Origin of the sequence: Niabella sp. (genome assembly GCF_030150205.1) — a bacterium.
Classification (GTDB): Bacteria; Bacteroidota; Bacteroidia; order Chitinophagales; family Chitinophagaceae; genus Niabella.
In genome coordinates, this window is record NZ_JASLGT010000009.1 from 210658 (window position 1) to 229354 (window position 18697).

19 protein-coding genes are annotated in these 18697 nt (G+C 47.0%); 9 read left to right on the plus strand and 10 right to left on the minus strand.

The annotated features are described in order from the left end of the window. Position 1: 1 nt before the first annotated feature. Entirely contained in the window at positions 2-2269 is a 2268-nt protein-coding gene (locus tag Q1V85_RS08910) for a DUF2961 domain-containing protein (protein WP_300599062.1), read from the plus strand. Beyond that, positions 2266-3669, plus strand: a complete 1404-nt coding sequence (locus tag Q1V85_RS08915) for a sialate O-acetylesterase (RefSeq protein WP_300599065.1) — start codon at positions 2266-2268, stop codon at positions 3667-3669. The genes Q1V85_RS08910 and Q1V85_RS08915 overlap by 4 nt, the downstream gene beginning before the upstream one ends. Before the next feature lie 22 nt (positions 3670-3691). On the opposite strand, the gene Q1V85_RS08920 is transcribed toward Q1V85_RS08915, so the two are convergent. From Q1V85_RS08920 to Q1V85_RS08955, 8 genes are all read right to left on the minus strand, one after another. Beyond that, positions 3692-5041, minus strand: a complete 1350-nt coding sequence (locus tag Q1V85_RS08920; protein WP_300599067.1) for an alpha-L-fucosidase — start codon at positions 5039-5041, stop codon at positions 3692-3694. A gap of 248 nt (positions 5042-5289) precedes the next feature. Next, positions 5290-6096, minus strand: coding sequence for a DUF4382 domain-containing protein (locus Q1V85_RS08925; protein WP_300599069.1), 807 nt, complete (start codon positions 6094-6096; stop codon positions 5290-5292). 72 nt (positions 6097-6168) lie between these two features. After that, positions 6169-7491 carry a HAMP domain-containing sensor histidine kinase gene (locus Q1V85_RS08930; RefSeq protein WP_300599071.1) on the minus strand — a complete coding sequence of 441 codons (1323 nt, stop codon included), beginning with the start codon at positions 7489-7491 and terminating at the stop codon, positions 6169-6171. Further along, positions 7488-8168 carry a response regulator transcription factor gene (locus Q1V85_RS08935; protein WP_300599073.1) on the minus strand — a complete coding sequence of 227 codons (681 nt, stop codon included), beginning with the start codon at positions 8166-8168 and terminating at the stop codon, positions 7488-7490. The genes Q1V85_RS08930 and Q1V85_RS08935 overlap by 4 nt, the downstream gene beginning before the upstream one ends. A gap of 9 nt (positions 8169-8177) precedes the next feature. Then, positions 8178-9029 (minus strand): hypothetical protein, encoded by an 852-nt coding sequence (locus Q1V85_RS08940; protein WP_300599074.1) that lies wholly within the window; start codon positions 9027-9029, stop codon positions 8178-8180. Between the two features lie 46 nt (positions 9030-9075). Then, a complete protein-coding gene (locus tag Q1V85_RS08945) occupies positions 9076-9387 on the minus strand; it encodes a hypothetical protein (protein ID WP_300599075.1) in 312 nt (103 codons plus the stop codon). Between the two features lie 83 nt (positions 9388-9470). Next, entirely contained in the window at positions 9471-9740 is a 270-nt protein-coding gene (locus Q1V85_RS08950) for a hypothetical protein (protein ID WP_300599077.1), read from the minus strand. A 116-nt stretch (positions 9741-9856) separates the two neighbouring features. After that, entirely contained in the window at positions 9857-11236 is a 1380-nt protein-coding gene (locus Q1V85_RS08955) for a dicarboxylate/amino acid:cation symporter (protein WP_300599079.1), read from the minus strand. Positions 11237-11499: 263 nt separating this feature from the next. Between Q1V85_RS08955 and Q1V85_RS08960 the strand changes: the two genes are divergently transcribed. Beyond that, on the plus strand, positions 11500-12078 hold the full coding sequence (locus Q1V85_RS08960; RefSeq protein ID WP_300599081.1) for a hypothetical protein: 579 nt from the start codon (positions 11500-11502) through the stop codon (positions 12076-12078). A 311-nt stretch (positions 12079-12389) separates the two neighbouring features. Here the strand turns inward: Q1V85_RS08960 and lpdA are convergent, their stop codons facing one another. After that, positions 12390-13793 (minus strand): dihydrolipoyl dehydrogenase, encoded by a 1404-nt coding sequence (lpdA, locus tag Q1V85_RS08965; RefSeq protein ID WP_300599082.1) that lies wholly within the window; start codon positions 13791-13793, stop codon positions 12390-12392. 398 nt (positions 13794-14191) lie between these two features. Between lpdA and Q1V85_RS08970 the strand changes: the two genes are divergently transcribed. The 6 genes from Q1V85_RS08970 (at position 14192) to ftsY (ending at position 17746) form a co-directional block, all read left to right on the plus strand. Beyond that, a complete protein-coding gene (locus Q1V85_RS08970) occupies positions 14192-14821 on the plus strand; it encodes a DUF5034 domain-containing protein (protein ID WP_300599084.1) in 630 nt (209 codons plus the stop codon). Positions 14822-14826: 5 nt separating this feature from the next. After that, complete coding sequence (locus tag Q1V85_RS08975; protein ID WP_300599086.1) at positions 14827-15618, plus strand: hypothetical protein; 792 nt, start codon at positions 14827-14829, stop codon at positions 15616-15618. Positions 15619-15870: 252 nt separating this feature from the next. Further along, positions 15871-16107, plus strand: a complete 237-nt coding sequence (gene rpmB / locus Q1V85_RS08980; RefSeq protein ID WP_300599087.1) for a 50S ribosomal protein L28 — start codon at positions 15871-15873, stop codon at positions 16105-16107. A gap of 25 nt (positions 16108-16132) precedes the next feature. Then, positions 16133-16321, plus strand: coding sequence for a 50S ribosomal protein L33 (gene rpmG, locus Q1V85_RS08985; RefSeq protein ID WP_090388930.1), 189 nt, complete (start codon positions 16133-16135; stop codon positions 16319-16321). Positions 16322-16427: 106 nt separating this feature from the next. Beyond that, positions 16428-16601, plus strand: a complete 174-nt coding sequence (locus Q1V85_RS08990; RefSeq protein WP_090388931.1) for a DUF4295 domain-containing protein — start codon at positions 16428-16430, stop codon at positions 16599-16601. A gap of 182 nt (positions 16602-16783) precedes the next feature. Beyond that, entirely contained in the window at positions 16784-17746 is a 963-nt protein-coding gene (gene ftsY / locus Q1V85_RS08995; RefSeq protein WP_300599090.1) for a signal recognition particle-docking protein FtsY, read from the plus strand. Between the two features lie 163 nt (positions 17747-17909). On the opposite strand, the gene Q1V85_RS09000 is transcribed toward ftsY, so the two are convergent. Further along, positions 17910-18422: an outer membrane beta-barrel protein gene (locus tag Q1V85_RS09000; protein WP_300599092.1), complete on the minus strand. Its 513-nt coding sequence runs from the start codon at positions 18420-18422 to the stop codon at positions 17910-17912. Between the last annotated feature and the right edge of the window lie 275 nt (positions 18423-18697).

Below are 18697 nucleotides of genomic sequence, written 5' to 3' on the forward strand. Positions count from 1 at the left end.
AATGAACATAAGGGGTTTAAAACAATGGTTGTTTTTGGGGCTGATGGTACCGCTGTGTGCAGCAGCACAGTCGCGGAAAAGTGTATTGTTGCCGGCACAGCCTTCCGGCTATGATGCCTATCAGCTGTGGAGCAGCCTGCCGCAGCAGCGGATAGGGGTAAGGGCCTATATGCGCAGTACCTATGACCGCGGCGGCGGTGGATACGATGCTTCCAATTTCCTGTTTATGAAAAAGGAAGATGAAAATGTAACGCTGGACGTAAAAGGGAACGGTACGCTATGGTTTTTCCGGGCTAATCACTGGCATGGCAGTCCCTGGCATTTTGTGGTAGATGGAACGGACAATATTGTTAGGGAAACAGCGACCGCCGATCCGGTGGACGCCGTTAAAAAATACAAAACAACCGCCTACATACCGGCAACGGCGCTTCCGGAGCCCTTCGCATGGACCTGGGGTACCACCAAAGGTGCCAATCTTTCCTGGGTGCCGATGCGGTTCAATGATTCGCTGCAGATCGCATATTCCAGAACCTTCTATGGCACGGGTTATTATATTTATCATCTTTATGCGGATAACGGATTGCTGGCGAACCGGATTGCTCCATGGAATCTGCAACAGGTACCGCCGGCAGATGCGGTTGCATTTCTAAACCGGGCGGGTACCGATATTGCGCCGGCAACAATTCAGAAAGTACAGGGAACCGTTGCGCGCAACCAGCAGCAAGTGGTGCTCGCTACATTAAAAATCGGGCCGGCCACGCTTCGTGCGCTAAAGCTCACGCTGCCATTGGATCAGGCGGAACAACTGGAACGGGTACGGCTGAAAGTGCGCTGGGACGGGGCAAAGGAGCCCTCCATCGATGCACCGCTCTGCCTTTTTTTTGGAGCGGGCACGTTTTTCAACCGGGAAAAAAAAGAGTACCTCGTGAAGGGATTGCCCATAAACATACGGTACGATTATGCAAAAGGAACCGTGGAACTGGCCTGTTATTATCCCATGCCGTTCTTCCGTTCTGCACAGGTTGAACTTGCAGGGCTTCCTCCGGGAGCAGGCACGATAGCATATGAGCTGCGCTATGAAAAACAGGTGGCGGGAATGCCGGCACTCAGCAGTTATTTTCATGCCACCTATCGCGATTTTCCAAAGCCGGCACTTGGACAGGATATGGTTTGGCTGGATACTAAGGGCCTGGAAGGACAGCAGGAATGGTCGGGAAGTTTCCTGGGCAATTCCTTCATTTTTTCGCACAATGCCAATCTGAACACGCTGGAAGGCGATCCCCGGTTCTTTTTTGACGACAGTCAGACCCCGCAGGCCTATGGTACCGGCACCGAAGAATGGGCCGGCGGAGGCGATTACTGGGGCGGTGAGAACATGACGCTTCCGTTGGCAGGACATCCCTGCGGTGCCATCGAAAAGAAAAAAGCTGTGAATGAAAAAGACCTGATCCAGTCGGCGTACCGGTTTCTCTGGGCCGACCTGATGCCCTTTGGAAAACGGGCCGTGATCCGCTTTGAGCACAATGAGAACGTTTCCCAGGAACATTATGAATCCGTTTGCTACTGGTACGGGCTGCCATCGGCTTCGCTGGTGGAAACAGATCGGCTGGACGTTGGCAATGACCAGGACGAGCAGCAGCACCATTATCATTCACCCCAGGCATCTGCGGTTCAAATCATCGAATCGAGATATGAATGGGGACCGGATGTGTATCCCGCTCATGCATGGGGATATGATCTTCCCAACCGCCCGGGGTATAAGGAATATATCGGGAAGGAGATCTATCCTGCCCAAAAGGAAGACGGACGTACTACTGAAGGTACTACTGAGTTTGACATCCGCTTGCGGAAGGATAACCAGGGTGTATTGTTGCGAAGGACATTGGATTATGGTTATCCGAATCAAACAGCCGAAGTGTATATTGCCGTGCCCTCCGGTAAAAAGAACATCGATGAAACCAGCTGGAAAAAGGCGGGGGTATGGTACCTGGCCGGTTCCAATGTGTCGATGACCTCCCGTCCGAAAGATGAGCTGGGCAAGCGGGTATATGAAGTGCGTACTTCCAACCGACGGCTGCGCGATGATGAATTCCTGGTTCCTGCGGCACTTACAAGGAACAGAACAACGGTACGCGTACGGATCAAAAACATCCCCAACCGGCAGGAGCTTTATCCCGGCCGTCCCTTTCCCCAGGCCAATAAATGGAGTGAGCTGCGGTACCAGGTTTTCTGCTATACCATTCCTTCATTTAAAGTTCCCGTAAAATGAACGTGAAAAAATTTTGTTTGATATTATCGCTTGCGCTGGCAGTGACTCATGCAGAAGCCGGTATCCGTTTACCGGATATCATTGGCAATAACATGGTACTGCAACAGCAAAGTAAGGCAAAGCTCTGGGGCTGGGCCGATCCGAATGAGAAGATCAGTATTACCACATCCTGGGATAACCGGGTATATGAAACCACCGGTTCCCGTGATGCCAAATGGACGGTTGAATTACAAACACCGGCAGCAGGAGGACCTTATTCCATTTGCCTGCAGGGGAAAAATACCCTGTTGCTGGAGAATGTACTGATCGGGGAAGTGTGGCTTTGTGCCGGGCAAAGCAATATGGAAATGAGCGGCAGCTGGGGATTGCAGGATATTCAAAAGGAATTGCCGCAGGCGCATCAGCAGGAGCTGCGGTTTTTTCATATACCCAAAACAACGGCCGCTTTTCCGCAGGAACAGGTAAAGGGGGAATGGGTGGTATGCGACAGCAATACATTAAAAACCTTTAGCGCAGTGGGCTATTTCTTTGGAAAGAATATTAGTCAAAAACTTGGGACGCCGGTTGGATTGATCGAAGCTGCCTGGGGCGGTACAGCAGCAGAAGTATGGACGCCGGATAGTATCGTGAACAATAATCCTGTTCTTAAAAAGGCGGCCGGACTGATACAGCCCAGCGGTATGTGCCCCTATATTCCGGGGAGTGCCTATAACGGGATGATCGCTCCCATCGTTCCGTATGCCATTGCCGGTGTTACCTGGTATCAAGGGGAGAATAATACTGATGCTGCCACTACGTATCGCCCGTTATTTACGGCCATGATCCATGCCTGGCGCCAGGCATGGGATCAGCCCCTGCCTTTTTACTATGTACAGGTGGCGCCGTTCCGTTACCGGAAAACAAACGCAGGCGCCCTGCTCCGGGAAGCCCAATGGCAATGCCGGGTGATTCCGCATACCGGTATGGTGGCCACCAACGATATTACCGGCAATGTAAATGATGTGCACCCGCAGAACAAGCACGATGTAGGGCTGCGACTGGCCAACTGGGCCCTGGCGGATCATTACGGGGTAAAAGGCATTGCCTGCAAAAGCCCGGAATATAAAAGCATGCAGGTAAAAGGAGCAAAGGCGGTCATAAAAATTTCCGGTGCTGACGGCGGGCTTCAGCTGCGGGGAGATAGCATCACCTCGATGCAGATCGCCGGTGCGGATAAGGTCTTTTATCCCGCGGAAGCGGCCATACAGGGGGATACCATTGTGGTTTGGAATACCAGCGTAAAAAGGCCAATGGCCGTGCGGTATTGTTTCACCGATACGGCCATTGGAAATGTATTCAGCAGTGCGGGACTTCCGCTGTTGCCCTTCCGTACCGACCAGTGGACATTTCCCGGGTTCTGATACGGGCAGCGTTGTGCTGCGGCTATTTTAAAAACAATTCGATCACTGGGATCTCGTAAGGTGGTTTTTGTTTGGGCAGTTCCAGGATCATATCTCCGTTCTCTGTTTTATAAATGATCTCGGAAGCATCATGCAGGAACTGCGCATAGCTGATCTTGTCGGCATAGCCGGGTAATACCAGTTTCCCGTAGTTGGATGGATAGGTAAACAGGTGCAGGTATAATCTTTTTGTTTCCGGGTTGTAGGTCTGTTTAATATCCAGCGCTTCGGGCAGCTTGTAGGTATCCGGCGGATACGTACAATTGTAAATAGATTTGTTATTGGCATGCATCCAGTAGCCGATGCTGTCGAGCGCGTTGTTGGCGCGGTAGTCAAACTCTCCACGCGCGGTAGGACCTACATTCAGGATCAGGTTGCCGCCATTTGCCGCAGAAGTGATCAGGAGGTCCAGCAACTGCCGGTGCGTTTTCCAGGTATTTTCATCCCGGTAATAGCCCCAGGATCCGGAAAAGGTTTGGCAGGTTTCCCAATACTTGCCTTTGTATTTTAATAACTCGGAAGGCTTTACCTGTTCCGGTGTTTCAAAATCATAGCCGTCTGTATAATCATTCAGGTCTAAACGGTTGTCTACAATAATGCCGGGCTGCAGCTTCCGGATCAGTTTTAATAACTCAACAGAGCCCCAGTCCTCGTGGCCCTTTCCGTTCTTCCCGGGGTAGGAAAAATCGAGCCACATGATATCGATCTTGCCATAGTTGGTCAGCAGCTCTTTGATCTGGTTTTGCATATACTGCCGGTACTTGCTCATATCCTTTCCCTTGTTCAACGGGGCGTAATCCGCTTCGGAGGCATCGCCGCCCAGCCGCTGCGGATGGGTACGGTCGATAGTAAAATCCGGGTGGTGCCAGTCGATCAACGAATAATAAAACCCAATCTTAATCCCTTCTGCGCGGAAGGCATCTACAAATTCTTTTACAAGGTCGCGTTTGGCCTGGGTATTGGTAGCCTTATAATCGGTGTATTTGGAATCGAACAGACAGAAGCCTTCGTGGTGCTTGGTGGTGAGCACCGCATACTTCATGCCCGCCGCTTTCGCTTCCTTTGCCCATTTCTTCGGATCAAATTCATCGGGATTGAAATGATCAAAGTACTTCTGATAGTTTTCGGTGGTAATGCGTTCCCGTTGCTTTACCCATTCGTGTCTTGCTGCCTGTGCATACAATCCCCAGTGGATGAACATGCCAAAGCGGGCATCGGTCCACCATTCCATCCGTTTTGCTTTTTCGTTTGGGGTTTCTTTAAATAACTGTTTCGGTTGTGCATGCAACAGGCCGGTTGTGATCAGGGCTATTGCCAGAAGGATTTTTTTCATTATGCTTACTGTAGATTTAATCGTGTACAATCGCGGCCGTAAAAATACAAAAGAAAGGTTTTGAGAAGCAGGCGGTTGCCGTTTACAGCGTAAAATGGGTAATATCTTTTATGAAAAAGGTAATTTAATAGAGCGGCGATAAGCTCCCCGAAAGGAATGGGCAGCAGTTCTGGTAAGCAAGGCTCCTTATAAAAGAAACGGCATCCGTTTGGGATGCCGCTTCAGGGTACGGTATAATTGGTATCGAACTATTTGGTCAGTGTAACAGTACCGATATCGGTCACTTTTCCAAACACTACATTGATATTGTTGATGGTGGTATCCCTGTATCCGCTGGTACTGTCTGCATCAATGCGAAGTGCATAAGCCCCATCCGGTAAACCCACAAAATGGAAGAATCCATCGGTTGCCGGAATGGCACTTCCAACGGTGTCAACGCCTTTCAATGCGTAAAGCCAGGGTTTCGCCTCCAGCGGTTTTACATAACCTCTGAATTGTCCGTTTGTTTCTTCGCTAAAAGCTTTTACTACGGGGTTCAGCATGTATTTGCCGCTTTTCCCGGCTGCGTGTACGGAACGGGCGGCATCAAAGTCGAGCCAGATTTTATAAACACCGTCCGGTGCAAGTTCTTTATGAAAATTGATTTTATAGCCGCTGGTAGAACCCGAAGGTACGGTTAACGCATGTTCCACACCGCCGATTACCACTTTGTTGTTGTCGCCAAGAATCAGGCGGATCTGTTCTATTTTTCCGGGAGGTAATATAAGCGGATCGCCCATCGCAATCACGGTGCCGTTACGGTAATCCAGGATATTGATGGGTGCACTGAATTTAGGATCGAGCGGGTAGTTGACCCATCCGGCGTCATTCGTACTGTTATTGATCGACACGCTTTTTACATCCAGGAAAATAGCGTCATAGGTAGCCGGGGCGTCGGTAAGCATCATCTGAACTTTTGCCTGTCCATTGGTGTTCTGGTCTGCGCTGCTGTTTTTTGAACAGGAGGCAAGTGCCAATAAGCTCGCTGCTCCCATTGAAAGGAATAGTAATTTCATATTAAGAGGTTTTACATTATTGAAACCAAAGCTAAAACCCAAAGATGAAGGTAATATGAAAAGCTGCGGGCTTTATTGGGTGAGATGGATTTCCGGAAAATGCAGTTCGAACCGCGAACCCCGGTCTGGTTCAGAATCCAGTGTAATGCCGATGCGTTGATAATCAGCGATCGATTTTACAATGGAAAGGCCCAGGCCAACACTTTCCCGCTGGGTAGTGGTCTTTTTAAAACGGCCGAAGATCCGTTCATGCTGCGGTTCTTCAATACCGATGCCGGTATCCTCGATGCATAATAAATACTCCTGGTTTACATATCGGTCGGTGATGATGATGCGTCCGTTGGGCCGGTTGTACCGGATGGCGTTATGAATGAGGTTATAAAATAGCTGGAACAGCAGATCCCTGTTTACATGATAAAGTATTACATCCGGTGTAAGCCGTTCTTCCACCGTAAGCGCCTTTTCGTCTGCCCGGTGTTGCAGTTCTTCCAGCACTTCGCGGATCATGGTTTTTACGGTTACCACGTCGTTCCGGTTATACTGTTCATTTTCGATACGCGAGATCAGCAGCAGGGCGTTTACGATTTTTTTAAGCCGTTTCATAATACGCATCGTGTCTTCCAGTTTCAGTACGAGCGCCGGCGGTAGTTCCGGATCGGTCAGGATATTCTCAATTTTGCTTTGTATGATGCTGATCGGGGTCATGAGCTCATGAGAAGCATTGGAGGTAAACTCTTTTTCTTTTTCAAACGCATGATTCACCTGTTGCATCAGTTGGGCAATGGTTTGATCCAGGTACCGGAAGTCATAGGTAGAGGTGGTCAGGGGGCGCTGAGGTTCGCGGAAGGGAAAGCTTTTTTTAATTAGCCGGTTGCGGATAATGGAGGCCAATGGCTTTAGCAGGTGCCGGGTGTAAAACAGCTGAACGAACGCCATAATAAGCGTTAGTACAATCAATACACCGATGGTGGCTCTTTGCAGCGCAACACTGTCTTCCTGGATGGAAGTGATCTTCTTCCCGATCTCCAGCAGGTATATATGGTGTTGCATCGAAAATGTATCTGTAAGGATCCGGTAATTGATCGTGTCGTCGTCGATGATCCGTTCTGCAGTTTGCAGCCGGGTAAGATCAGCGCCTTGATAATAGGGCTCCAGTGAAATGTATTCATCTTTGAGCATGGAATAGCTGCCGTATGCAGAGTCGCCCTGGAAGTAGTAATCGATTCCGTTTTTATGAATGGCATTTAAGGCCTTTTCCCGTTGTTGAAGGAGGTTCCGGTTGGTATTATCCGATGCGATTTTTTGCATGAGAAAGGGGAGCTGCCAAACAAAAAGGCCCAGCACCGCAATGGTTGCGGCAACAGCAAATAAGGTGAGCTTGGTATACAGCCTCATGCGTCGGTTCTTATTTTATAGCCTATTCCGCGTATGGTTTCCAGCCATTCGGTATCTGCATAGGCGTTGAGTTTTTTCCGGATATTCTTAATATGCACATCAATATAATTTGAATCATATTCATCATCGGCATTATCACCCCATAGATGATCGCTCAGTTGCATCCTGGAAAGCGGCCGGTTTTTGTGCAGCAGCAGATAGCTCAGCAGATCAAACTCTTTACGGGAGAGCATGATCTCTGTATCTTCGTAATGAACGGTCCGGTTCTTTACATGAATGGTAAAAGCGCCCAGTTTCAGCTGCTGATCGTGCAATTTGAATTTTCTGCGGATGATGGCCTGCATTCTTGATTGCAGTTCCAGCAGGGAAAAGGGTTTGGCCAGATAGTCGTCGGCACCCATGTCCAGTCCCCGTATACGATCTTCTACTTCTCCGCGCGCGGTAAGCATAATGATCACGGTTTCGGTATGATCTTTTCGGATCTCCTGCAACAGCCAGAAGCCGTCTTTATCAGGCAGCCCGATATCCAGTAAAATAAAATCATAGCTGCCGGTATCCGTTCGGTTCAATGCCTCTTTTGCAGAATGTGCGGTGTCGCAAAGGAAATGGTTCTTTTGGAGGGCGGCCTCAATTTCTGTTGCCAGGGATTGTTCATCTTCTACGATCAGTACGTGCATAGCGGGGGATTAAAACTGGTAGTAAGCACTTAGGGTAAAAAAAGAGTTGATATGGTCTTTATTGGCCGTATTGCTACCCAGCAGCGATAATTTTAAGGCAGCCTCTATCAAATAAGAGGCCCGGTTATAGGATACCGGTAATTTCAGATTATAAGAAAGCAGCCCATATTTTTTATAATTAATGGTTGTTTCGGTTGTTTGCCCCGGTGGATTATTGCCATTGCCATTTCCTTTTCCCTTACCGTTTCCATTGTTTCCTTTTCCATTTCCATTGTTCGCTTTTTCTACGAGGTAGGTCTCATAATATTGCTGGGTGCCGGCTGTAAGCGCCAGCTCCGGTGTAAAATTGAGAATGGCCTGCCCACCAGAAAGGTTAATATCAAAGGACTTTGAATTGGATAAGGTTGTGAAATAATCAGTTTGCTCACCAAACGCCAGATCTCCTTCTAAAGAGGTCTTTAGAAAATATTCATAAGCCAGTGAGGCGCTTGCGGTATTGGGACTGGAGGCCTGGAGGAAGGGCGATTTAGAAGGGAAAAAGGTGTGGGCAAAACTTACGTCTCCGGATAATTTGGGTGTGATCTTAAAGCCATAGCCCAAACTCAATGCGGAAGCGGATAGGAGTAAGCTATCTGAAAACAGATGAAAGCCTGTAGCTGAAAAGTAAAACCCCGCGGGAATTCTTACGGTGGCATTTAACGCCAGGTAGGGGAGCCGTTGTTCCGTGGTTTGACCATAATAATCAATCCCGGTTCCATACAATGCGGCAATGGTAAGGGTTGTTTTTTCTTTGACTGAATCTACCGGTAGCTGCATGCGGGTATCCGTCGTGTCCTGTGCGAACAAGAACGTAATGCTCATACAGCATACTAACGCAACAAATAATTTTTTCACAATATCCTTTCCTTTATCGTCCTAACCCTTTCCCGTTAATTTTTGGTTTAATAATCTTTACCGGCTTCATTTTAATAGAAGCAGGATTTACCATTTTGGGTTTTGCCTGGTTCTTGGCCCTGGGCACTTCCTTAATCGGCTTTCCTTTTGCCACCGGCTGCCGGCCTGCTTCTTTTTGCGCTGCCGGTATCTCCTGTTGTTGCTGGGGAATGGTATCAGCAATGACAATCCGTTCTTTTTTTATTTCTTCCTTGTATAACAAGCCTGTTCCGGCGTTAACCGGTAGCCATCCTGCCATCACTAAAAAAAGAAAAAAGATTTTCATAATAGAAAATATCAGATAGCAATTAAGCTATCTGATATAAAGGTACTGATTAAAAAGAAATCGGGCTGTTAGTTCCCGCTGTCTTAGGGTACAAACTTTGTTGCTTTTTTAGGAGCAACAGGATATTTTCGTCTGTTGTGGATCTTATTATATTCCTTTTTCCCATTGGATTTGGAAGATGCTACACGGCTTATGATCTTTCCATCATGGCTGTTATGGGCAACAGTGCGCACTACAGTACCATGGTTGAGAATGGGTTTTACCGGCTTTATTTTAACCGGTGCCTTCCCGGGTTGAGCGACTAATGCATTTGCTGTAATAAGCAGTACTATGAATACAAAAGTCATTTTCATCGCTCTTAGTTTATAAACAGGTATTTTAGCCTGTTAAGCAAACCTAGGCGTCAATTATGAAGATTTGATGAAAATCAAAACCCCTGGAAAATGCTTTTTCGGGTACGATAACGGGTTTAATGGGCCGGTTGCTGAAGGGACACCTGTTCCGTTTGATCAAGGGCCTGTTTTAATTGTGCTTTGTCCAGCTGCTTTTCCCAGTTGGCCACTACTATCGTGGCCACACCATTGCCAATGAGGTTGGTGAGGGCCCGGCATTCCGACATAAAGCGGTCGATGCCCAGTATCAGCGTCATACCGGCAATGGGTACTTCCGGTACGATGGCCAGCGTGGCCGCCAGGGTAATAAAGCCCGCGCCGGACACGCCCGCGGCGCCCTTGGAGCTAAGCATTGCCACCAGTAACAATAGCACCTGGTGTTCCCAGGTAAGGGGAATATTGCAGGCCTGCGCAATGAACAGGGCCGCCAGGGTCATATAAATATTGGTGCCATCCAGGTTGAAAGAATAGCCGGTAGGGATCACCAGCCCTACCACCGATTTGGCACAGCCAGCTTTTTCCAGTTTTTGCATCAGCGTAGGTAAGGCGGCTTCCGATGAACTGGTGCCTAAAACAAGTAACAGCTCATCTTTGATATAACGCATAAATTTAAAAATGGAAAACCCGTTATAACGGGCTACGGCGCCCAGCACAAGGATCACAAATAAGGCAGCGGTAAGATAAAATGTGGCCACCAGCAGTCCCAGGTTCAATACGGAACGGATACCGTACTCGCCAATGGTAAAGGCCATGGCGCCCAGGGCTCCGAGGGGTGCCAGCTTCATTAAGATTTCCACAACTTTAAAAACAGGATAGGTGATTGCTTTTAAGAAGTCGATCACGATCTTGCTTTTCTCTGCGGTTAAAGCCAGTCCTACGCCAAACAGGATAGCGGCGAATAATACCTGCAGGATATTATTACCGGAGAGCGGGCTCACCAGCGTTTGGGGAATGATGTCGAAAATAAAATGCTCAAGCGTTTGGTCTTTTGCCTGTGATACATATTTGGCAATGCTGCTGGCATCGAGGGTTCGGTGGTCAATATTCATACTGGCACCCGGACGAACGGTGTTGCTTACAATAAGGCCTACGATAAGCGCCAGCGTTGAAAACGCGAGGAAGTAGATAAAGGCCTTTCCGGCAACCCGGCCTACTTTTTTTAGATCATTCATGCCCGCAATGCCGGTGCTTACAGTAAGAAAAATAACCGGGGCAATGATCATTTTTATAAGCATGATAAAACCATCGCCCAGGGGCTTTAGTTTTTTTCCCGTATCCGGAAAGAAATGTCCCAATGTAATACCAATGACGATGGCAACGATCACCTGGAAATAAAGTACCTGGTACAGTTTCTTTTTTTTCACTGGCTTTTGCTGGTCGAGATCCGCAACAATCATTCGTTTTTGCCCAACAAGATAAATAAAATTGAAATGGGATGGTGTAATTTTTAAAGACATACAAATGCTTGTAGTAAGTGTTATCTTAAACAGGGTGTTAAACTTTATAACAGAAAATTGGATTTCGTCCGCTTTTGATTTACAGGCGCGTGTGTTCGAAAGGGGCGTATAAAAAAATGTGGTCAAAAACGTATCAATAAAAAATTGGTATTGTTTTTTCTTATGGCTATAGGTACCCTGCAGTAAAACTTGATCCGGATCCATTTCTTTTGAAAACCTGCAGCATTTTTTATTGTTATTTATGTAGATTAAATCTTATAGTTATGAAAAAGGTAGTTTTAGCAGCAGCGATGGGCATTTTATCCATCAGTTTTGTACAGGCACAAAGTATGAAGAATACCCTTAAAGTGGGTGTAATGGGAGGCGCAGCAGTGCCCAATGAAAATGCTGCGGCAAACCTGGGTGTAGATGTATCGTACCAGAACCTGGTTACACCGCATGTAGGTCTTGGTGTTGCTACCGGTTACAATCATTTCTTTGGGCGAGACAATGACCTGGGTAGTACAACGCTAAAGAACAATAGTTTTGGAGTAGTGCCCGTGGCCGCATTGGTGCGCTATTATCCGCAGGCTAAAGGTATTTATGTAGGTACCGACCTGGGATATGGTTTTATTACCGGCGATGAAAAAGTTGCCAGCAACAACAGTGTAAACCGTCCGGATGGCGGGTTCTATCTGAAACCTGAATTAGGATGGCACAACCGCAACTGGAATGTGTTTGCTCATTATACCAAGGTATTTACCGGGGATGACGGGAAGATCAACATTGGCAATGCTACCCAGAAATACAATGCAGGAAGCATTGGGATAGGTGTGGCTTACAATATTGGTTTGGGCAGATAGGTTGATTTTTTTTAGATTTGTGAACCGGATAAGCAGGCAGAAGTTGCCTGCTTTTTTTATTGCAGGGTTTATGGTGTTTGCTTGAGGGGACAGGGGCGACTGGTGGGGCATTGAGGCCTAACCGGCTTGCGCATATGTCACACCAGTCGCCCCTGTCCCCTCAAGCTGCGAAGCAGATGGTTGCTGCTTGCCCAGCAATTGCACTGCAGCACAAGAGTGCGACGCAAGACCGCCGATAGCAGTATCACGGCCGGGCCCATAAAAAAAGTCCCGCCAGAAGGCGGGACCGTAAAACCCATCTGTAAATATTGTTATAAGTGAATGGCTTCACCGTAGGCCACTTCAATAGCGTCTTTTACACTTTCGCTGATGGTAGGGTGCGGATGAATGCTGTTCAGCACTTCATGGTAGGTGGTCTCCAGCTTGCGGCCTACAACAGTTTCTACAATGATCTCTGTTACATTATAACCGATCATATGCGTACCCAGCCACTCGCCGTATTTGGCATCAAAGATTACTTTTACAAAACCTTCCGTATGTCCGGCAGCACTGGCCTTTCCGCTGGCGCTTAAGGGGAACTTGCCCACTTTTACTTCATAACCGGCATCTTTCGCCTGCTTTTCGGTAAAGCCCACGCTGGCCACTTCCGGATAGCAATAGGTACAACCCGGCACGTTGCCATAATCCAGAGCTTCCGGCTGGTGGTTGTATTTCTTTTCTCCAAAGGCAATATTTTCCACGCAGATGATGCCTTCTTTTGAAGCAACGTGTGCCAGGGCCTGGCCGGGAACACAGTCACCAATGGCATAAACACCCTCTACATTGGTTTTGTAATATTTGTCTACAACGATCTTTCCTTTATCGGTTTTTACACCCAGGGTTTCCAGCCCGATGCCTTCAATGTTGGCAGCCACACCCACGGCGCTCAGCAGCACATCCGCTTCAAGGATTGCTTCACCGGTAGCGGTTTTTACTTTTGCTTTTACGCCGTTGCCGGAAGTATCTACAGAAGTTACCTCGGCGCTGGTCATTACGGTAATGCCCTGCTTTTTGAGATTCTTTTCCAGTTCTTTTGAAATATCTTCATCTTCCACCGGAACAATGCGGGGTAAAAATTCAACGATGGTTACTTTTGTACCCAGGCTGTTGTAGAAATAACCGAATTCCACGCCGATGGCGCCGCTTCCTACTACAATAATGCTCTTGGGCTGCTGGGGCAGTACCATGGCCTCGCGGTAACCGATGATCTTTTTACCATCCTGTTTCAGGGCCGGTAATTCGCGGCTCCGGCCACCTGTAGCCAGGATGATGTATTTACCTTCTACCAGGGTTGTTTTTCCGTCTGTACCCTTTACCTCTACCTGGCCTTTGGCCTTCAACGTGCCAAAGCCCATAATCACATCAATCTTATTTTTCTTCATCAGGAACTGTACGCCCTTGCTCATTTTATCGGCCACGCCGCGGCTGCGTTTTACGATGGCTTCAAAATTGGGGGTACCAGAGGCTTCGATGCCATATTCCTGTGCATGCTGGATATCGTTAAAAACCTGTGCGCTTTTTAATAAGGCTTTGGTAGGGATACATCCCCAGTTCAAACAAATTCCCCCCAGGCTCTCTTTTTCAATAATTGCGGTTTTCAAACCCAGTTGGGAAGCGCGTATAGCGGCTACATATCCGCCCGGGCCACTACCTACAACTATTACGTCGTATGCCATAAAATGTGTTGTTTAAAAAATTAAAAGATCAGTGAGAGTGCGAATTTAGTTGAATTACGGTAACGGACAAAATGCCGTTTCAACCAAATACGCAATCGTTTTTGTAAGTCAATTACCAGAAATACAACAATTAAGGAGGGGCTTTGTTGGCGTGATACGGATAGTATTTGCTTCGTTTATGCGAGTGCGCCCGAAATAAACCAGGGCATATATACCGGATAAGAGTAGTGGGTATAACGGTCTCCCCAGGTTGTTGAGAATGTATTGCAAGATGCTGATTTGTAATTAATTACTGGTTTTTGGAGAAGGACAGGATAAATGAAATGATGCAGGCCGCTGGTTTATTGTTGCGAATAGCCGGGGAAGCACGTTATGATTATTAAACTGAATGAATTGCTATGAGTTGCCGTATTTATTTTAAAGGAGCTGTTTTAATGCTGCTTCCGTACATTTTTACCGTATTTGCAGGTTGTGTGTGTAATGTAAATACCCTTTATTACCGGTATGATTTTAATACGCTGGAGTTACGGCACTTGCAGAGTGCAAAGCCCATCGAGGGGAATACCGGTGCTTCAATTCATAAAAATGCCTACGGGATTGAGGCAAAACTTACGGCCATCACTACGTTGGCAAAGACGGAGGGGGCAAACGGATGGATGCTGTGGAACGCAGCCCATGCAATGACCAAGCGGCCATGCCGGTATTCGGAGTATATGCCCATGGACAGTATCCGGTCTATAGTTATAACGGATCATTTACAGGAAACCGGAGGCGGATGGTCTTCCGGAACAGACGTAAGCAGCCGGTTCAGGGTTTATAATGGAAGTTATTTAACCATCGCTGATTACCTGAAGTATTGGCCGTATCCCAATTATAATGATTCCCAGAAAATGGATGTCTCACTGGTAGAAAAGTACCTGCTTATGGAACCTTTGCCTGAAAATGGCTGGCATAAGTTTAAAATGGCTTTTACCATGAAGAGCGGCAGAATCATAGAACAAACCACCTCTCCCGTTTACCTGCAATAATGCATATGAGAACCTTCATATTTATAATTCTGCTGGCCGGCAATTTACTTGTTGCTAATGCCCAGGGAACGTCAACCTACAGAAAGCAGCTCATCGTAGGAATGGGCGGCGGGCTTTCGATGCCCTTTAAGAAGCCTAAAACGGCGGATCCGATGGATGCGCGGGTAGGGTACCGGGACCGGTACTGGGGCCTGAATCCTTCCCTTCATGTGTTTGTTTTCAAAAAATGGGGGTTTATGGCAGATTTTCAAATTGATGTTTCAGCCGTTAACAAAAAGCAGCGGGCAACGCTTGACCGGTCTTTTGAAGCACGGTATTCCGGGGATTACGAAATATTCACACACAAATACGGGCATGGCTGGCAACGGTATGAATCGCCTGCAACGTTCCGCTTTACGGCTGGCCCTGTTTACCGGTTTGAAAAAGAACATTTTTTAGTTTACGGAAGCGTGGGGGCGGGGGTCACAAATTTTGAAGTAACGGGGATACGGGCCAACCTGCTCCGGAAGTATTCGAATAATTACTACAACGTTCTGTTAGACGGCTGGAGAACGAAAACCCCGTTTACCGTAACCTCCGGGATACGGATCGGCTACCGGTTCTCCCCGCACCTGATCCTTGCCCTGAATACCAATGCCGCTTATTTTAAAACCTGTTTTTCGCAAACAATGATACGCAAGGATATTTATACGGGCACAGAAGTGGTGGATGGAAATTACAGGTATCAACGGCAACATTTGAACTTCAGTACCAATCTTAATCTCCAGGTGGCGGCCAACTTCAAAAAAAGGCGGTAGTTCTTAAAATTAAAAGCTGAACTTTGCAGCACGGAAGATTTCTCCCGGGAAATAGATGCTGATATTTAGTTATTTGATTATCAATATTTTTTTGATGCTACCTGATCGATCAGATCGTTAAAAAGGCGGAATTCAGGACAACCTCCCGCAGCTATTTCCGATGCTGTTCAGAAAGGTTTAAAAATAATTAAAAAATTATTACATAATGCCAGTTTAATTCCCTACCTTTGCACTCCTAAATTTTTATTCATTATGGCAAGAGTATGTCAGGTTACAGGTAAAACCCCAATTGGAGGCAACAAGGTTTCTCACTCCAATATTAAGACAAAGCGCCGTTTTTTGCCTAATTTGCAAAAGAAGAAATTTTACCTGGTAGAGGAAGACAAATGGATCTCGTTGAAATTATCTACAGAGGCCCTGCGCACCATCAACAAAAATGGTCTGTATGCTGTAGTGAAAGAATTGCGTGCGAGAGGCGAAAAAATCTAACTAAAGCAGTTTAAAGCATTATACAATGGCGAAGAAAGCAAAAGGAAACAGGGTACAGGTAATTCTGGAATGTACGGAGCACAAAACAAGTGGCAGACCCGGAACCAGTCGTTACATTACTGTAAAAAATAAAAAGAACAACCCTGAACGTTTAGAGTTGAAGAAATACAACCCTATTCTGAAGAAAGTAACCGTTCACAAAGAAATTAAATAAAATAAATGTGAAAGTGTGTAAGTGTGCAAATGTGCAAATGATCTTTATTTCACATTCCCACATCTCCACATTTCCCACATTTCTCACATTTTCAAATTAATATAAGATGGCAAAAGCAGCTTCAAAGAACTCGAAGGTAAAAGATGCTAAAGCAGCAGCAGAGTCTAAAAACTGGACGAAGGTGATCCGTGCGATCCGCAGCCCCAAAACAGGTGCCTATACCTTTAAGGAGCAGATTGTGCACAAGGAGAAAGTTAAAGATTTTTTAGCTCAGAAATAAGCCCCTGCTTTCATTACAATATTAAAAAGCTGTTCGTTTTTTCAAACGGATGGCTTTTGTTTTTTGTTTGATGTTTGACGTTTTATATTTGATGTTGCATCTTTGCCGAAGCAATAACATCAAGCCCCGTCCGACCGGATCATCCGGGCGGGCTTAAACCACAAACGATAAACGTTTCAATTATGAGTTTTTTTGGAAAATTATTTGGAAAGAAAGAAAAGGAATCACTGGATCAGGGTTTGCAGAAAACCAAGGAAGGCTTTCTTTCAAAAATAGGAAAAGCGATCGCCGGGAAAAGCACCGTTGATGAGGAAGTGCTGGATAGCCTGGAAGAAGCGCTGGTGGGTGCCGATGTGGGTATTGAAACCACCGTTCGTATTATTGAAAGCGTGGAAAAGCGGGTGGCTAAGGACAAATACATGGGCACCAGTGAGCTGAACCGGATTCTGCAGGAAGAAATTGAAGGGGTGCTGGTAGATGCGCCTTCCGGATCGAACTATACTTTTGAAAGCGAACTGCCGGCTAAACCGTATATTATTTTGGTAGTTGGAGTGAATGGTGTGGGCAAAACCACCACCATTGGCAAACTGGCCTATAATTTTAAAAAGGCGGGCAAGAATGTATTGCTGGGTGCTGCGGATACGTTCCGTGCAGCGGCGGTAGACCAGCTCACCATTTGGAGCGAGCGGGTGGGCGTGCCGATCGTAAAGCAGGCCATGGGTAGCGATCCTGCTGCAGTTGCTTTTGATACCGCTCAAAGTGCGGTAAGCAGGGGCAGTGATGTGGTAATCATTGATACGGCCGGCCGTTTGCATAATAAAGCACACCTGATGGATGAGCTGCACAAGATCAAACGGGTGATCCAGAAATTTATTCCGTCGGCCCCGCAGGAGGTATTGCTGGTGCTGGATGGCTCTACCGGGCAGAATGCACTGGAGCAGGCCAAACATTTTACGGCTGCTACCGATGTAACCGCACTGGCCATTACCAAGCTGGATGGCACGGCGAAGGGCGGCGTGGTGCTGGCGATTGCTGATCAGTTTAAAATACCGGTGAAATTTATTGGGGTGGGCGAAAAAATGGAAGACCTGCTGGTATTTGATAAGCACGAGTTTGTAGATAGTTTGTTCAGCCTGGATAAGTAGGGAGGGCTGCCACGAAGGCATGAAGACACAAAGACACACAAAGAGGGTATAAAAAAGGTTTTACATTTCTTAGTACTTCAGCGCCCCTATAAAATCCTTAGTGTTTCCTGGTGCCTTAGTGTCTTTGTGGCAGTCGTAAAAGAACATTTACAATGTCTGATTATCAGAAATTCCAGCCCGCTTTAAAACCCACAAAACTTTTAGTTCCGTCTTTCATCCAGGCTTCATACTTGGTCTGCAGATCAAATCCCAGCACCCGTAATCCGACACCGGGCGACAGGATAAATGCCGAACCATCATAGTGATTGCCGCTGTATTTGGCGCTCCCTGCTTCCAGCTTTACATACAATAACGGAATCAGGCGGTATTTCAATCCCACACGGATAGGAACCGCTTTCAGGTCATACACCCGGTAAGGGTTTCCTGCTTCATCGGTACGATTTGCCCCCCGGAAGTACATATAGCCTACGGAACCGGTCAGCGCCAGCTTTTTAATCAGCCGGATATCGGCGTTGCCTCCCACACCCACGCCCCAGTTGAAGTTTTCGCCGAATGTACCCTGTGGAACGGCATATTCTCCGTAAGGACCAATACTGAATCCTTTCCATTGTGCTGATGATTGCATCGTGCAACAAAAAATGAACATCGTAAGCAGCAGGAAGCGAAATCTGTTCATGGGATAAGGATTTGTTGATTAAATAGAGGGTACTTCAACCTGGATACAATTATTGTACCTTTTTGAAAGAATTGTTCATCCAGGAGCGATTTTGAGACAAATTTAGGAAACACCATTTTGTAAAGGCGATCCCTTCTTAAGCAGCAGACTGGGATTGATTTTTTTCTGCGGGCTATGTGAACAGCGGGTTTACGTAGCTGGCAAGAAAAAGAGGTGTATCAATATTTTGATACACCTCCAATTAGGGTTGTGTGCCGGTCCGGCTGCCTCATTGG

Excerpts from the sequence above, each read along its gene's own strand:
- Q1V85_RS08960 (WP_300599081.1), top strand. The coding sequence starts at position 11,500 with ATGAAAAAGGTAGTTTTAGCAGCAGCGATGGGCATTTTATCCATCAGT.
- Q1V85_RS08990 (WP_090388931.1), top strand. The coding sequence starts at position 16,428 with ATGGCAAAAGCAGCTTCAAAGAACTCGAAGGTAAAAGATGCTAAAGCA.
- ftsY (WP_300599090.1), top strand. The coding sequence starts at position 16,784 with ATGAGTTTTTTTGGAAAATTATTTGGAAAGAAAGAAAAGGAATCACTG.
- Q1V85_RS08935 (WP_300599073.1), bottom strand. The coding sequence starts at position 8,168 with ATGCACGTACTGATCGTAGAAGATGAACAATCCCTGGCAACAGAAATT.
- Q1V85_RS08910 (WP_300599062.1), top strand. The coding sequence starts at position 2 with ATGAACATAAGGGGTTTAAAACAATGGTTGTTTTTGGGGCTGATGGTA.
- Q1V85_RS08940 (WP_300599074.1), bottom strand. The coding sequence starts at position 9,029 with ATGAGCATTACGTTCTTGTTCGCACAGGACACGACGGATACCCGCATG.
- Q1V85_RS08970 (WP_300599084.1), top strand. The coding sequence starts at position 14,192 with ATGAGTTGCCGTATTTATTTTAAAGGAGCTGTTTTAATGCTGCTTCCG.
- Q1V85_RS08955 (WP_300599079.1), bottom strand. The coding sequence starts at position 11,236 with ATGTCTTTAAAAATTACACCATCCCATTTCAATTTTATTTATCTTGTT.
- Q1V85_RS08975 (WP_300599086.1), top strand. The coding sequence starts at position 14,827 with ATGAGAACCTTCATATTTATAATTCTGCTGGCCGGCAATTTACTTGTT.
- Q1V85_RS08915 (WP_300599065.1), top strand. The coding sequence starts at position 2,266 with ATGAACGTGAAAAAATTTTGTTTGATATTATCGCTTGCGCTGGCAGTG.
- Q1V85_RS08925 (WP_300599069.1), bottom strand. The coding sequence starts at position 6,096 with ATGAAATTACTATTCCTTTCAATGGGAGCAGCGAGCTTATTGGCACTT.
- rpmG (WP_090388930.1), top strand. The coding sequence starts at position 16,133 with ATGGCGAAGAAAGCAAAAGGAAACAGGGTACAGGTAATTCTGGAATGT.
- Q1V85_RS08920 (WP_300599067.1), bottom strand. The coding sequence starts at position 5,041 with ATGAAAAAAATCCTTCTGGCAATAGCCCTGATCACAACCGGCCTGTTG.
- Q1V85_RS08945 (WP_300599075.1), bottom strand. The coding sequence starts at position 9,387 with ATGAAAATCTTTTTTCTTTTTTTAGTGATGGCAGGATGGCTACCGGTT.
- Q1V85_RS08950 (WP_300599077.1), bottom strand. The coding sequence starts at position 9,740 with ATGAAAATGACTTTTGTATTCATAGTACTGCTTATTACAGCAAATGCA.
- rpmB (WP_300599087.1), top strand. The coding sequence starts at position 15,871 with ATGGCAAGAGTATGTCAGGTTACAGGTAAAACCCCAATTGGAGGCAAC.
- lpdA (WP_300599082.1), bottom strand. The coding sequence starts at position 13,793 with ATGGCATACGACGTAATAGTTGTAGGTAGTGGCCCGGGCGGATATGTA.
- Q1V85_RS08930 (WP_300599071.1), bottom strand. The coding sequence starts at position 7,491 with ATGAGGCTGTATACCAAGCTCACCTTATTTGCTGTTGCCGCAACCATT.
- Q1V85_RS09000 (WP_300599092.1), bottom strand. The coding sequence starts at position 18,422 with ATGAACAGATTTCGCTTCCTGCTGCTTACGATGTTCATTTTTTGTTGC.